The organism is Xanthomonas sacchari (assembly GCF_024266585.1).
Taxonomy (GTDB): domain Bacteria; phylum Pseudomonadota; class Gammaproteobacteria; order Xanthomonadales; family Xanthomonadaceae; genus Xanthomonas_A; species Xanthomonas_A sacchari_C.
Map to the genome: position 1 here is coordinate 1,958,410 of NZ_CP100647.1, position 13,169 is coordinate 1,971,578.

Genomic DNA, 13,169 nt, shown 5'->3' on the forward strand with positions numbered 1-13,169 from the left:
GCCTCAACGCTTGCTGGAAAACAGCCGCAACAGCGCGAGCAGGGCGATGGCGCCGAGCAGTGCGCCGAGGAAGCCGGCCGGCTCGCCGCGGCTGTACCAGCCCATGTAGTGGCCGAACCAGCCGGCCAGCAGCGCACCGGCGATGCCCAGCAGCACCGTGAACAGGCAGCCGGAACGTCCGCTGCTGGGGCCGAGGAAGCGCGCCAGCAGGCCGACCACGAAGCCCACCAGGATGATGTAGAGCCAGCTGTCGCTGCCGAACAGAGTGTGCATGGAGAGCGTTCCGGACACGGAGGGGGATCAGCGTCGGATCGTGCCAGATCGACCGTGCTGGCGTCGATGCTTGCGCGCGCGGCGCAGGCGGCACGGCCGATGCAAGGCCGGCCGCGCCACGTAGCGATGACACTATCGGAAAGGCGCCGCGTCGGAGCCGACGCCTCTCCCACCGCAAACAGGGGGGCGAATCAGGTACTCAGGAAACCGGCTTCGCCAATCCCCAATCCCCAATCCCGACTCCCGGCCCCTCAACAGCAGCCATGCCCGCCATGCTGCTCGCCGCCGGCCACCGCCGCGCTGCCGGTGGTCTCGCCGCGCAGGCTGGCGGCATGGTGGGCCGCGATCACCCGCGACACGCAGGCGGTGACCCGCTTGCCCATCGGGATGTGCAGGAACTCGTTGGGGCCGTGCGCGTTGGAATGCGGGCCGAGCACGCCGGTGATCATGAACTGCGCGCCGGGGAACTTCTCGCCGAGCATGCCCATGAACGGGATCGAGCCGCCTTCGCCCATGTACATCGCCGGCTTGCCGAATGCGGCCTGCGAGGCCGATTCGATCGCATCGGTCAGCCACGGCGACTGCGCCGGCGCGTTCCAGCCGGAAGAGGACTTCTCCAGCGCCAGCGACACCTCGGCGCCATACGGCGGGTCGCGCAGCAGCACCTCCTTCAGCAACTCGCCGGCGCGCTTGCCATCCAGCGTCGGCGGCAGGCGCAGCGACAGCTTCACCGCGGTCTCCGGGCGCAGCACGTTGCCGGCCGAGGCCAGCGGCGGCAGCCCGTCGGCACCGGTCACCGACAGCGCCGGGCGCCAGGTGCGGTTGAGCACCAGCTCCGGCAGATCCTCGTGCATCGGCCGCATGCCGGGCAGGAACGGGAACTTGTTGTAGACCTCGTCACCCAGCACCTCGGCGACCTTGCGCGCCTGCGCCAGCCGCTCCTCCGGGATGTCAGCGTACAGGCCGTCGACCTTGATCTTGCCGGTGGCCTCGTCCTCCAGCCGCGACAGCAGGTCGCGCAGGATGCGGAAGCTCGACGGCACCACGCCGGAGGCATCGCCCGAATGCACGCCTTCGCTGAGCACCTTGACGCTGAAGTTGCCGCCGGCCAGGCCGCGCAGCGAGGTCGTGCACCACAGCTGTTCGTAGTTGCCGCAGCCCGAATCCAGGCACACCACCAGCGACGGCTTGCCGATCCGCGCCGCCAGGTGGTCGACATAGGCGGGCAGGTCGTAGCTGCCCGATTCCTCGCAGGCTTCGATCAACACCACGCAGCGCGCGTGCGGGATGCCCTGGTCCTGCAGCGCCTGGATCGCCGCCAGCGAACCGAACAGGGCATAGCCGTCGTCGGCGCCGCCGCGGCCGTACAGGCGGTCGCCCTTGAGCACCGGCGTCCACGGACCCAGGTCGGCGTCCCAGCCGGTCATTTCCGGCTGCTTGTCCAGGTGACCGTACAGCAGCACGGTGTCCTCGCCGGTCGCCTCGCTGCTGGCTGGCACCTCCAGGTAGATCAACGGGGTGCGGCCTTCCAGTTGCACCACCTCCACCTGCAGGCCGGGGATGGCCTGCGCCCGCGCCCAGCGCTCCATCAGCGCCACCGCATCGGCCATGTAGCCGTGCGCGACCCAATCGGCGTCGAACATCGGCGATTTGTTGGGGATGCGGATGTAATCGACCAGTTGCGGGACGATGTCGTCGTCCCACTTTTCGCTCAGGAAACGGTCGATCTTGGCACTATCCATGAAAAAACTCCGGGGTGATTGCACACGTGTGCAGCCATTCTACGCCCGGTGCCCGTGTAGGGTTTTTCCTACACGGCAACGCGCCGTTTACCTGCTGTTTGTGACGCGCTCCGACGATAGGCTGTACCCATGTGGCGAGCGATGCTGACCACGCCGGCAGGAAAGGCCGGCGAAGTCCCCATCCAAGTCACAAGGAGCGTTGCCATGCAGTCTTTTATCGTGATCCTGAAGTCGCTGGTCGTAGCCCTGATGCTGTCCGGTTCCGCGCTCGCCGCGGACAAGGTCAACATCAACTCCGCTGGAGCGGAGGAAATCGACCAGGTGTTGGCGAATGTAGGAGCCTCCAAGGCTCAGGCGATCGTCGACTACCGGCAGGCGCACGGACCTTTCAAGAGCGCCGAGGAACTGGCACTGGTGAAAGGCATCGGACTCAAGACGGTCGAACGGAACCGCGACCGGATCGAAGTGGGCGCCACGAAGGCACCCGCGCCGACAGCCGCCAAGCAGGCAGCTGCCAAGCCGGTGGAAAGGCGTTAAAGGGATTTGCAACGAAAGGATAGGGCCGGCGCTGGACGCGCGGCCGCAGCCTCACTGAGCAGGATGCGAAGGGGGAAGGCAGGACGCCGACAAGGAGGTACATCGTCGCCCGGCGTTGCACAGTGACGTGCAGCCGGGCGATGTTTTTTTGGGGCGATGGCGCATCGTGGTGGCGGATCCAGGCCGGCCAAGGACAGGCGTCGTTGCCGCGATCGTGCAGCGTTGCCACGATCGTGCAGAATGCGCGCATGGACTGGTGCACGCTGCCCGCGCGGGTGATTCCCGCCAACGCGTATCGCCGCGAACGCTGGCGCAACGGCCTGGGCTGGACCCGGGAGATCCTGCGCTTGCCGGCCGCTGGCGAGGATTGGCTGATGCGCCTGTCCATCGCCGAGATCGAGCAGGACGCCGTCTTCTCCGCCTTCCCTGGTATCGACCGCGAACTGGTCCTGCTGCGCGGCAACGGCGTGCGCCTGCGTTTCGACGACGGCGAGGAGCAGGTGCTGCAGGAGCCTTGCGCGCGCCTGCGCTTTGCCGGCGAGCGGCCGCTGCGCGGCGAGTTGCTGGACGGGCCGACCCACGATTTCAACCTCATGTGGCGACGCGACCGGCTGCGCACGCAACTGCTGCACCGGCCGCTGGTCGGGCCGATGCTGTTCTTCGCCGAACCCGGCGTCGCCTGGGCCGTTCATCTTCTGGCAGGGCAAGCGCAGTTCGATGCGGCCAGCGGACTGCCGCCATTGGCGGCTGGCGACAGTGCCTGGCTGTCCGCCGACGCCAGGCGCCGCTTTGCTTTGAGCGGGGGTGGAGCGCTGCTGGCGATGCGCATCGAGGCCGTGCCGACGCCCGCGGACTGAGCCTGCGCGCCCACGCGCGCGGGTCTTGCGGCGTCGGCGCCGACCGCGTCCAATGCGCGAACGCGGCCACCCGGGCCGGACAGCGGAAGCCGACAGGTGCTCTCGGACAACAGGTGGTTGGCGAAAATCCTGGTAGCGGACGCGGACCCGGCCTTGCGCGACCGGATCCGCGATTACCTGGCCTGCTTCAACCTGCAGGCGCACGACGCCGACAGTGCGCCGCACCTGCAGGCGCAACTGGCGGCCGGGCATTACGACGCGGTGGTGCTCGATGCCGGCCTCGATGGCGCCGAGGGCCTGCGCCTGTGCCGGCACCTGCGCGATCGCGGCGACATCGCCATCGTGATGATGGCCGATCGCGCCGAGCCGGTGGATCGGGTGATCGGGCTCGACCTGGGCGCGGACGACTTCCTGGTGCGGCCGCCCGACCTGCGCGAACTGGTGGCGCGGCTCAACGCGGTGTTGCGCCGGGTGCGGGCGCCGCAGCCGCCGCCGGCGGCGCATGGCGGCTGGCAGGTCGACGCCGCGCGTCACCAGGCGGTGGCGCCGGACGGGCGGACCATTCCGCTGTCGCCCGGCGAACTGCGGCTGATGGCGGTGTTCCTCGAACAGCCCGGCGAGGTGCTTACCCGCGAGACCTTGCGTGCCGCGCTGGGCGACGGCGAGACCAGCGCGTCGGCGGGCAGCCGCGGCATCGATCTGCAGGTGTCGCGGCTGCGCCAGAAGCTCGGCGACGATCCGCTGGTGCCGCAATGGATCCGTACGGTGCGCGGCAAAGGGTATGTGTTCGAACTGCAGCGCATGGGATTGCCGGCCACGCGCTGAGGTGCGATGGCGCGATGCGCCTGCACTGTCTGTCGCGGCTGAAGGGTTCTTCTGATCGCCTGCTTCCGTCCCACTCGCGCCGGATGCCGCTTTCCCTGTGGGAGCGGCTTCAGCCGCGGGGCGCTCCCGGTCAAGCCCGTCTCGGCTCAAGCCGCCCCTACACGACATGTCCCGGCGTTGTCAGGGGTGCCCTGAAATGGCTCCTGCACCCGCATGGTGGCGCGGGAATGTCCGGCGCCGTGTGGGCCTTCTGCCGAGCGTCCTGGCGCGTGCCGGTCGCGCGTGATTCAAATGGGGCGTGGACGAGGCAGTGCCCGACCAGGCGCCGCCTGCTGGGGACCCCTGACAAATTGCGTTCGCCATGCATGACGCTGTCACGTAGGAGCGGCTTCAGCTTCAGCCGCGACAGCCTTGCCGGGAACGCCTGGTCGAGGCTGCTGATCCCACAATGGGGACAACAGCCTGCTCCGCGTGCGCCTCTTGCCGTTACTCGAGACACCCTGCTGTCGCCCTGGTCCGTTCGCGCTTCCCGGCGTGCAGCTGCAATGCCAGGCTCGCTTGCAGGTGTGCAGGTGTGCAGGTGTGCAGGTGCAGGCGCGGGGAAGCGGGGGAGCGGGGCGCACGCTGCAGCCTTGCGGACGACGTCATCGTAGTGGTCGCGCTTGCCTGCCTTTGCAGGCGTCCGGTCTCGCGCCGAGTCCGGGCCTGGCCGCTTCTTGCCCATGCCGCCGGCGGGCAGCGGCGGTTCGGCCGCGGCGTCCTCCCCAAGCCCGCGCGCGCCTCGCCCGTTGCGCTGCTGGTCTGCGCCACCGCGGAATCCGGAGCAGCGTGCCGCGCTCAGGCGTCCGCCAACGCCGCGAAGGCGCTGCTGTGCCGTTCCTGCATGCCGCCGCCGTGGCGCAGCACGAAGCGCACCGCCAGCGATTCGCGCTCGGCGCAGGCCAGCCCGGCGTCGACGCCAAGCACGCCGAGCGCGGTGGCCCAGGCATCGGCGCGCATGGTGTCGGCGGCCGCCACGGTGACCGCGGCCAGCGTCGCCGCGATCGGCTGGCCGCTGCGTGGATCCAGCAGGTGGCCGTAGCGCCGGCCGTCCTGGTCGAAGTGGTGCCAGCGGTCGCCGGAGGTCGCCACCGCGAGGCCGTCGACTGCGAGCGCGCGCGGCGCTGCATCGGCAGGCACCTGCGCTTCCGGAGTTGCCTCGATCAGCACCCGCCACGCGTGCCCGTCCGGCTTGCGACCGTAGCCATACAGATCGCCGCCGACCTCCACCAGCGCGCTCTCCACGCCGTGCGCGCGTAGCGCCGCCACCGCCAGGTCGACGCCGTAGCCCTTGGCGATCGCCGACAGATCCAGGCGCAAGCCGCCGGGCTGCGGCCAGCGGCCGGCGCCGTCGACGCGCAGCCGGCGCCAGTCGCCGGCGGCGCGGGCCCGTTGCAGTGCGACCGCGTCGGGCACGCGCTGCGGTCCGGCCTCGGCGCCGAACCCCCACAGGCCGACCACGGCGCCAATGCTGGGGTCGAAGGCGCCGCCGCTGCGCTGCGCCACTTCCAACGCACAGCGCAGCACCGTGTCCAGCGCGGCGGGCAACGCGTGCCAGGTGCCGGCGTCGGCCCGGTTGTAGCGGCTCAGGTCCGACTGCGCATCCCAGGTGCTCATCTGCGCGACGACCAGATCGAGCTGGGCCTGGATCGCATCCCGCAGCGCCGGCAGGTCGTGGTCGCGCCGCGGCACCAGCTTGGCGCTCCAGCGCGTGCCCATGCTGTGGCCTTGCAGCGTGGCGATGCCGCCGCTGGACGCGCGCCCGGTGGCGAGGTGGGTCATGCGTCGACCTGGCGCCGCGGTGCCGCGACACCGCCGGAGCGTCCGGCCCTGCCGCTGGGGACCGCGTCGCCGCGCACGCTCAGGTCTCCGACCAGTCGCGCAGCAGGTTGTGGTAGACGTTGGTCAGGCGCAGCAGCGCCGCCGCGTCGGCGCCGCTGGCGGTCAGCGCCTGGATCGCGGTGTCCAGGTCGAACAGGGTCTGCCGCCGGGCGGCATCGCGCACCAGGCTCTGCACCCAGAAGAACGAAGCCAGCCGCGCACCGCGGGTCACCGGCGCCACCCGGTGCAGGCTGCTGGACGGATACAGGATCAGGTCGCCCGCCGGCAACTTGACCTCGTGCTCGCCGTAGGTGTCGTGGATCAGCAACTCGCCGCCGTCGTACTCCTCCGGCGCGCTCAGGAACAGGGTGCAGGACAGGTCGCTGCGCACGGTCAGCGCCGGTTGCGCGGCCGTGGCCGCCTGGGTCATCACCGCGCCATCGACGTGCAGGCCGTAGCTGCCGCCGCCGGCGTAGCGGTTGAAGCGGGGCGGGATGGTGCGCAGCGGCAGCGCCGCGGCGAAGTACAGCGGGCTGCGCGCCAGCGCGCTCAGCACCGCCTGGCCGAGTTCCTGCTTCAGCGCGGACGCGTCGGCCAGTTGCAGGTTGCGCTTGACCTGCGCGCCTTGCGCGCCGACGGTCTCGCGGCCGTCCACCCAGTCGGCCGAGGCCAGCGCCTGGCGGAACTGCGCGACCTCATCGGCCGTGAGGATGTCGGGAATGTGCAGCAGCATGGTGCGCTCCGGCGGTGGACGCCCAGGATAGAGCGTCCACCGCGCATTGGCAGAGGCGACCGGTCAGAACCGGACTTCGGCGGTCAGCAGCACCGAGCGCGGCGCGCCGGGCGTGTAGCGGAAGCCGCTCTTGTTGATGGCGGAGACGTAATCCTTGTCGAACAGGTTGTAGGCGTTCAGACGCAGCGCCACATGGTCGTTGACCGGGTAGCTCAGCACCGCGTCCCACACCGTGTACGACTTCACGAACGCCGGGGTGCCGACCGCGCCGTCGCGGCCGCGCTTCATCTCGCCCGAATAGCGCACGCCACCGCCGATGGTCAGCCCGAACGGCAGGGTGTAGGTGCTCCAGGCGGTGAACGCGCTGTCCGGGGTGTAGGCCAGGTCCTGGCTGCCGTCCTGCGAGACCGTGGTGCCTTGCCGCACCCGCGCATCCAGCTTGGTGTAGCCGCTGGACAGCGACCAGCGCTCGGTCAGCTTGCCGACCGCCGACAGTTCGATGCCCTGCACGCGCTTCTCGCCGCTCTGGTAGTACAGCCCGTCGCTGCCCTGCACGATCTCGTTGTTCACGTCGGTGCGGAACAGCGCCAGGGTCGCGAACAGCGCATCGTCGAGGAAGTTCCACTTCGTGCCGACCTCGGCGGTCCTGGCCTTCTGCGGATCGAAACGCGGGTTGTTGGCGTTGTTGGCCGACGCGCTCAGTTCCAGCGTGCTGCCGCCGGGCGGCTGCTGCGAGGTGGCGAAGTTGGCGTAGACGCTGACGTCCTCGTTGGCCTTGTAGACCGCGCCGAGTTTCCAGCTGAACAGCGTGTCGGCGATGTCGGTGTCCAGGCCGACCACGGTGGTGCAGGGCGCGGCGGTGGAGGTGGCCGAACTGCATACCAGGCTGTCGAAGTCGGTCTTGTAGTGGTCCGCGCGCACCCCGGCGGTGACCAGGAAACTGTCGCCGAACTTCAGCGTGTCGAAGGCATAGGCCGAGTAGGTGGTGGTGGTGCCGTGGCTGCGCGCGCCGTTGCGTGCGCTGCGTAGCGGCGTGGTGTTCCAGTCCGGCGCGTACAGGTTGGCCGGATTGGCCGCCAGCCACGCGGCACGGTCGACGAGATTGTGCCCCCAGCTGCGCAGCTCCTCGCGCGAGACTTCCACGCCGGTGCTGAGGTTGTGCCGCACCGCGCCGGTGGCGAAGTCCACGCGCAGGTTCAACTGGTCGGCGAGCAGGGTGTACTGCTGGTCCTTGAAGGTCGGCAGGCTGCGCGCCACCGTCCAGGTCGTCGGATCGGCCGGATTCGGCGTGCGCAGGTTGGCGGCGTTGGGCATGAACGCGAACAGCAGGTAATCCTGTTCGTTGCGGCCCCAGCGCGCGGTGTTGGTCAGCTTGACCGCGTCGGACACGTCGTGTTCGATGCGGAAGGTGGCCATCTTCGCGGTCACGTCGTCGTGGTCGGCGCGGGTGCCGTAGAAGTTGGCGCTGTCCACGCGTGCGGCGGCGCCGAGCCACGGCCGCGTGGGATCCGGCGAGCTGTAGCCGGGCAGGCCGATGGTCGGCACGCCGCCGTCGGGCACGTTGTCCTGCTTCACGTACAGCAGGTCGAGCAGGTAGCGCGTGTCGGTGCCCAGGCCGAAGGCCAGCGACGAGGCCAGGCCCCAGCGCTTGTTGGCGACATGGTCGCGGCCGATGGCGTCGCTGTCCTGGCCCATCGCGTTGATGCGCAGCGCGCTGCTGGCGCCCAGGCTCTGGTTCCAGTCCGCGGTCGCGCGACGCTGGCCGTGGTCGCCGCCGGACAGCGTGGCGCTGGTGGCGTCGTCCAGGTGCGCCTGCTTGGTCACCAGGTTGATCGCGCCGGTCGGCGCGCTGCGGCCGTTGTCGGTGCCGGCCGGGCCTTTCTCGACCTCGATCTGTTCGATATTGAACACGTCGCGGGAGATCGAGCCGAGGTCGCGCAGCCCATCGACGAAGATGCTGCTGGAGCTGTCGAAGCCGCGCATGTAGATCGCGTCGCCGGTGCTGGTGTTGCCGTTCTCGCCGACATAGAACGTGCCGACCCCCGGGCTGTTGCGCAGCGCCTCGGTCAGGGTGGTCGCGCCCTGCTCGTTGAACAGGTCCTTGCCGATGATGTTGAGGGTCTGCGGGGTGTCGATCAGCGGCTGGGTGAACTTCGGCGAATCCGGCACTTCCACCAGGTAGCGCTTGGCGCGCTGGGCCTGTACGTCGACCTGGTCGAGGGTGGTGGGCTGGTCGGCCGTCGCGGCGTGCGCGGAGGAGAGCAGGCTCAGGCCGCCGAGCAGCATGGCGGTGGTGAGGGTCGGTGCCGCGGCCTGGCGGGTCACGGGATGTTTGCGGCGCTTGATCGAGGAGGTCATGGGCGGTTCGGTTTGCAGGATGGATGACGCCCCGGCCGCAGACACCGACCGTCCCTCAGTGGGAGCGGGCGCGGCGCCGGGATCGGGCGGCAGTGCGAAAGGGTGTCTGCCGCGAGAGCGATGCGGGCAGTCCGTTCATTTTCCATGCAAATGCGAATTGTTTGCAATATCTTTGTCGTTTTGTACCGGCGATCTCATTGCCGCATGGCCGTTGATGCCCGAAAAGGTGTCCGCTGCCGGTCGGTTGAGCGGGGGCCGGGTTCGGGTTCGGACGGCGTCTGGAGCGCTACCGGAGGGGCGAGCCGGACAGGATGTCCGTGGCGATGTTGGTCCTACGCTCGACAGCGGGGGCGGGGCCAAGATGCGAACCCCGCAGGATGGTGCGTGGCCGCGAGGATGGCCGCCGACACCACCGGCGTCGGAGTACGCAGGGGTGTCGGGGCGAAACGCGCGCAGGCGACGCGGTGTGGCCGGAAGAGGCCGGCATGACGCGCCATCGGGTCGATCACCGCGACCCAGGCGCGGTCAAGGCGAGAAAGCGCTAATCGAGTTTTCCCTCGGACCAGCAGATCTCCCAGGTGTTCGGATCGCCGGATCCGCTGCACCCATAGCGAATGGAAATCGTGGGCAGGATTCCGTCCAGGCTGCCGTAAATGTTGGTCAGAAAGCCGGGTTCGACTTCCACCGGTTTGATGTGCGCGCTGTCCAACACCTTGGTCCAGGTGCCGGTAAACGCGTCCTCTCCTTCCGCGCGATAAACGCACACGCCCTTTGCCGTACCCCACTCTGGATAGGCGGGGCCATAGCTGGAGTCCAGATGGGCCTCGCAGACGCTGGCCATGTAATAAAAATAGTGCCCGTTGTAGGATCCTGGCGCAAAGCCGAGCGCGGGCTTGGCATGCGAGATGCCGCTTTGCCCGTTCAAGGTGAGGCCGTTCTGGCTGAGCTTCCGCTTCTCGCCGAAGTTGATTGCGTCCGGCGACTCCCGGTAGAAATAACTGATGTCGCCGTTGCCATCCACATAGGTGTAGACGGTTCTGATGCCGGCTGCGCCGTCCGCGCTCCAGGCAACGGATTGTCCTGTGCCATAGGTGCCGGGATCGCCGTCATGGATCACGGGCGCGTCGTGCTTCTTCCAGTTGATTCCATCGTTCGAAAACGCCACGGCGATGCGATTGTCGATGCCGTTGCTGCCAGGCCGCTCCGTGGTGTAGTACATCACGTAGCTGTAGTCCTGGCCTTGGTAATTCCAATGTCCACGGGTCACCGTGGGGTCGCAGGTGTGGACGCCCTCCCAGGTGAGCGGGCGTGCACCGCGCAAGAACTGATTGGCTTGAAGGACAATCACGGGAGCGCTCCAACTGCCCGTTCCCGTGCGCTCGCGGTACTTGACGACGTCATGGCCATTCAGATGGCCGCACCACCACACTTTCTCTTTTCCATCCAGATCGATGAGCGAGCTGGGGGAGTAGTCCCACCCGGGCTGGTCGAATAGCAGTTCGCCTTCGGAAAAAGCAGCGGCGTACGCCATGGGATGAGCGGCCGCGAAGAGCACGCCAATGGAAAGGAGAAGAGGAGTGCGCATTCGCTGGACCGTCGCTGAGTCGAATCAGTATAGGTGAATCGGCGCAAGCGAAGGCTGGCGAACCAGCCAATTCGATACGCGGATGGCTTGCGATTGTCATGGTTCGCGAACGCCGCGAAACAAGCGCATGGCGGTCGCGCATGCGCTTGCATTGGGGGCGAGCGAATCGCCTTCCCCATGCTGCCGCGCCGTGGTGCCGCGATGCTTGCAGCGTCGAGCGAACTCAGGCCGCCGCGGCCTGCGCCAAGCGTGGGCCTTCGCGCAGGGCGCGGCCGATCAGCCCGACCAGCAGGTCCAGCTCTTCGCTGTCCATCGCGAAGTGCGGGGTGAAGCGCAGCGAGTTCTCGCCGCCGTGGATCACGTTGACGCCGTGCTGGCGCAGCCACTCCTCGGTCGAACCGGCGCCGTAGCACTTGTACTGCGGGGCCAGCGCGCAGGAGAACAGCAGGCCGGTGCCCTGCACCTGGGTGATGGCGCCGCCGAGCTCGGCCTTGAGCTTTTCCAGCTTCTGCACCGCCTCGGCGCCGCGCTCGCGGATGTTGGCGCGCACCTGCGGGGTCAGCTGCGCCAGGGTGGCGGTGGCCACGTCCAGCGCGCGCGGGTTGCTGGTCATGGTGTTGCCGTAGGTGCCCTTGCGGTACACCTGCGCCGCGTGCTCGGTCACCGCCAGCACCGACAGCGGGTACTGTGCGGCGTTGAGCGCCTTGGAGTAGGTTTCCAGGTCCGGCGGGTCCAGTTGCTCGAAGCCGGGATAGTCCACCACCGAGAGCACGCCGTGCGCGCGCAGGCCGGCCTGGATCGAGTCGACCAGCAGCAGGCTGCCGTGGTTGCGGGTCAGTTCGCGCGCGGCGGCGTAGAACGCCGGCGGCAGCGCGCGGCCGGGGTCGCCTTCGCCCATCACCGGCTCCAGGAATACCGCTTCGATGAACCAGCCGTGCTGCTCGGCCTCGGCGAAGGCGCGGCGCAGCGCCTCCACGTCGTAGGGCGCGATGGCGATCAGCGAATCCTCGCCGCGGTAGCTGGCCAGGTGCTGCAGATAGGTCTTGCGGCTGGAGTCGGAGTACATGCCCGGCCGGTCGGTGCGGCCGTGGAAGCTGCCCTTGACCACCAGCCGCTTGATCTTGGCGCCGGCGTGGCGCGCGCCCGGGTCGGTCTGCAGCTTGGCGTTGATGTCGACGATGCGCGCGGCCAGGCCCACCGCTTCGGAACCGGAGTTGAGGCACATGAAGCGTGCATACGGACAGCCGCCGCGGCGGTGGCCGATCTCCGCGCGCAGCGCGCGCTCGAAGCGCAACTGCGACAGGTTGGGGGTCATCACGTTGGCCATCACCTGCGGCCGCGCCATCGCCTCCAGCACCGCCTCCGGGGTGTGGCCGAAGCCGAGCATGCCGTAGCCGCCGGCGTCGTACAGCACGGCGCCCTTCAGCGTGACCACCCACGGGCCGCGCGCGCTCAGCGCCACGTAGGGGGTGACCGCGTCGTCGGCGTAGAAATTGACGAAGCCGGCCTGCAGGTGGCGGATCTGTTCGGCTTCGTCCAGTTCCAGCAACTCGCCGAATTCGGCAGCGATGCGTGCATAGTCTTCGCCCGCCGCGTCGATCGCGGCGCGCAGCGCCGGATGCGAGGCCGCCAGGCGCTCGATGCTGGCGTCGTCCAGGCCATGGGTCAGGCGGTCGCCGGCGTGGGCACGGAGCGGGGCGAGCGGGCCGAGTACGGTCATGCAAGATCTCCTGAAGGCGGGCTGTCTGGCGACGATCCTCCCTATTATCGGGACAGGATCGTCGAATGGCAGCGTGAATCCGTGCAGGAATTGACGCAATTTCGTCGATTCGACGAAAATCCCTGGCCATGAAGATCACCGCCTCCGACGACGCCCTGCTGTCGCTGCTGCGCGAGGACGCGCGCGCCTCCACCGCGCAGATCGCCCGCCGCCTCGGCCTGTCGCGCACCACCGTGCAGAGCCGGATCGAGCGCCTGGAGCGCGAGGGCGTGATCTGCGGCTACACCGTGCGCACCCGCGACGACTACGAGCAGGGCCATATCCGCGCGCATATCCTGATCACCGTGCTGCCGAAGAAGATGACCTCGGTGGTCAAGGCGCTGCGCGAGATCGACGCGGTGCGCGTGCTGCATTCGGTCAGCGGCTCCTTCGACCTGATCGCGCTGGGCGTGGTGCCGGGGGTCAACGACATGGACGAACTGACCGATCGCATCGGCGCGCTGGACGGGGTGGAGCGCACGACCTCGTCGATCATTCTGTCCACCAAGTTCGAGCGTTGAAGGCTGGGAGTCGGGATTGGGGATTGGGGATTGGCAAGAGCTGGATCCCGCTTCATGCCTTGGACAATCCCCAATCCCGAATCTCCAATCCCGGCGCCGCTACAATGTTCGGCCCATTC

The 13,169-nt window shown here is 68.7% G+C and carries 11 protein-coding genes; 4 read left to right on the forward strand and 7 right to left on the reverse strand.

The genetic code is table 11. The annotated features are described in order from the left end of the window. Positions 1–3 precede the first annotated feature (3 nt). Both NKJ47_RS07885 and NKJ47_RS07890 read right to left on the reverse strand, forming a co-directional pair. Positions 4–273: a GlsB/YeaQ/YmgE family stress response membrane protein gene (locus tag NKJ47_RS07885; protein ID WP_010344083.1), complete on the reverse strand. Its 270-nt coding sequence runs from the start codon at positions 271–273 to the stop codon at positions 4–6. A gap of 251 nt (positions 274–524) precedes the next feature. Next, on the reverse strand, positions 525–2,015 hold the full coding sequence (locus NKJ47_RS07890) for a M20 family metallopeptidase (RefSeq protein WP_254460928.1): 1,491 nt from the start codon (positions 2,013–2,015) through the stop codon (positions 525–527). A 204-nt stretch (positions 2,016–2,219) separates the two neighbouring features. Between NKJ47_RS07890 and NKJ47_RS07895 the strand changes: the two genes are divergently transcribed. The 3 genes from NKJ47_RS07895 (at position 2,220) to NKJ47_RS07905 (ending at position 4,234) form a co-directional block, all read left to right on the forward strand. After that, complete coding sequence (locus tag NKJ47_RS07895) at positions 2,220–2,552, forward strand: ComEA family DNA-binding protein (protein ID WP_343237530.1); 333 nt, start codon at positions 2,220–2,222, stop codon at positions 2,550–2,552. Between the two features lie 248 nt (positions 2,553–2,800). Next, complete coding sequence (locus NKJ47_RS07900; RefSeq protein ID WP_254461372.1) at positions 2,801–3,409, forward strand: HutD/Ves family protein; 609 nt, start codon at positions 2,801–2,803, stop codon at positions 3,407–3,409. A 96-nt stretch (positions 3,410–3,505) separates the two neighbouring features. Continuing rightward, positions 3,506–4,234 (forward strand): response regulator transcription factor, encoded by a 729-nt coding sequence (locus tag NKJ47_RS07905; protein ID WP_343237531.1) that lies wholly within the window; start codon positions 3,506–3,508, stop codon positions 4,232–4,234. A gap of 837 nt (positions 4,235–5,071) precedes the next feature. Here NKJ47_RS07905 and NKJ47_RS07910 read toward each other — a convergent pair. The 5 genes from NKJ47_RS07910 to NKJ47_RS07930 all read right to left on the reverse strand — a co-directional run bounded on the left by NKJ47_RS07910 (position 5,072) and on the right by NKJ47_RS07930 (position 12,490). After that, on the reverse strand, positions 5,072–5,992 hold the full coding sequence (locus NKJ47_RS07910; protein ID WP_254461373.1) for an FAD:protein FMN transferase: 921 nt from the start codon (positions 5,990–5,992) through the stop codon (positions 5,072–5,074). A gap of 142 nt (positions 5,993–6,134) precedes the next feature. Beyond that, entirely contained in the window at positions 6,135–6,827 is a 693-nt protein-coding gene (locus NKJ47_RS07915) for a Fe2+-dependent dioxygenase (protein WP_254460931.1), read from the reverse strand. 63 nt (positions 6,828–6,890) lie between these two features. Next, positions 6,891–9,185 carry a catecholate siderophore receptor Fiu gene (locus tag NKJ47_RS07920; protein ID WP_254460932.1) on the reverse strand — a complete coding sequence of 765 codons (2,295 nt, stop codon included), beginning with the start codon at positions 9,183–9,185 and terminating at the stop codon, positions 6,891–6,893. Positions 9,186–9,726: 541 nt separating this feature from the next. Further along, positions 9,727–10,770: a hypothetical protein gene (locus NKJ47_RS07925; RefSeq protein ID WP_254460933.1), complete on the reverse strand. Its 1,044-nt coding sequence runs from the start codon at positions 10,768–10,770 to the stop codon at positions 9,727–9,729. A gap of 223 nt (positions 10,771–10,993) precedes the next feature. Beyond that, positions 10,994–12,490 (reverse strand): aminotransferase class III-fold pyridoxal phosphate-dependent enzyme, encoded by a 1,497-nt coding sequence (locus NKJ47_RS07930; RefSeq protein WP_254460934.1) that lies wholly within the window; start codon positions 12,488–12,490, stop codon positions 10,994–10,996. Positions 12,491–12,618: 128 nt separating this feature from the next. On the opposite strand from NKJ47_RS07930, the gene NKJ47_RS07935 reads away from it, so the two are divergent. Next, the gene (locus NKJ47_RS07935; protein WP_010344072.1) at positions 12,619–13,050 is read left to right on the forward strand and encodes an Lrp/AsnC family transcriptional regulator; all 432 of its coding nucleotides are present in this window, start codon (positions 12,619–12,621) and stop codon (positions 13,048–13,050) included. Positions 13,051–13,169: the final 119 nt, after the last annotated feature.

Excerpts from the sequence above, each read along its gene's own strand:
- NKJ47_RS07890 (WP_254460928.1), bottom strand. The coding sequence starts at position 2,015 with ATGGATAGTGCCAAGATCGACCGTTTCCTGAGCGAAAAGTGGGACGAC.
- NKJ47_RS07895 (WP_343237530.1), top strand. The coding sequence starts at position 2,220 with ATGCAGTCTTTTATCGTGATCCTGAAGTCGCTGGTCGTAGCCCTGATG.
- NKJ47_RS07915 (WP_254460931.1), bottom strand. The coding sequence starts at position 6,827 with ATGCTGCTGCACATTCCCGACATCCTCACGGCCGATGAGGTCGCGCAG.
- NKJ47_RS07925 (WP_254460933.1), bottom strand. The coding sequence starts at position 10,770 with ATGCGCACTCCTCTTCTCCTTTCCATTGGCGTGCTCTTCGCGGCCGCT.
- NKJ47_RS07885 (WP_010344083.1), bottom strand. The coding sequence starts at position 273 with ATGCACACTCTGTTCGGCAGCGACAGCTGGCTCTACATCATCCTGGTG.
- NKJ47_RS07910 (WP_254461373.1), bottom strand. The coding sequence starts at position 5,992 with ATGGGCACGCGCTGGAGCGCCAAGCTGGTGCCGCGGCGCGACCACGAC.
- NKJ47_RS07920 (WP_254460932.1), bottom strand. The coding sequence starts at position 9,185 with ATGACCTCCTCGATCAAGCGCCGCAAACATCCCGTGACCCGCCAGGCC.
- NKJ47_RS07900 (WP_254461372.1), top strand. The coding sequence starts at position 2,801 with ATGGACTGGTGCACGCTGCCCGCGCGGGTGATTCCCGCCAACGCGTAT.
- NKJ47_RS07930 (WP_254460934.1), bottom strand. The coding sequence starts at position 12,490 with ATGACCGTACTCGGCCCGCTCGCCCCGCTCCGTGCCCACGCCGGCGAC.
- NKJ47_RS07935 (WP_010344072.1), top strand. The coding sequence starts at position 12,619 with ATGAAGATCACCGCCTCCGACGACGCCCTGCTGTCGCTGCTGCGCGAG.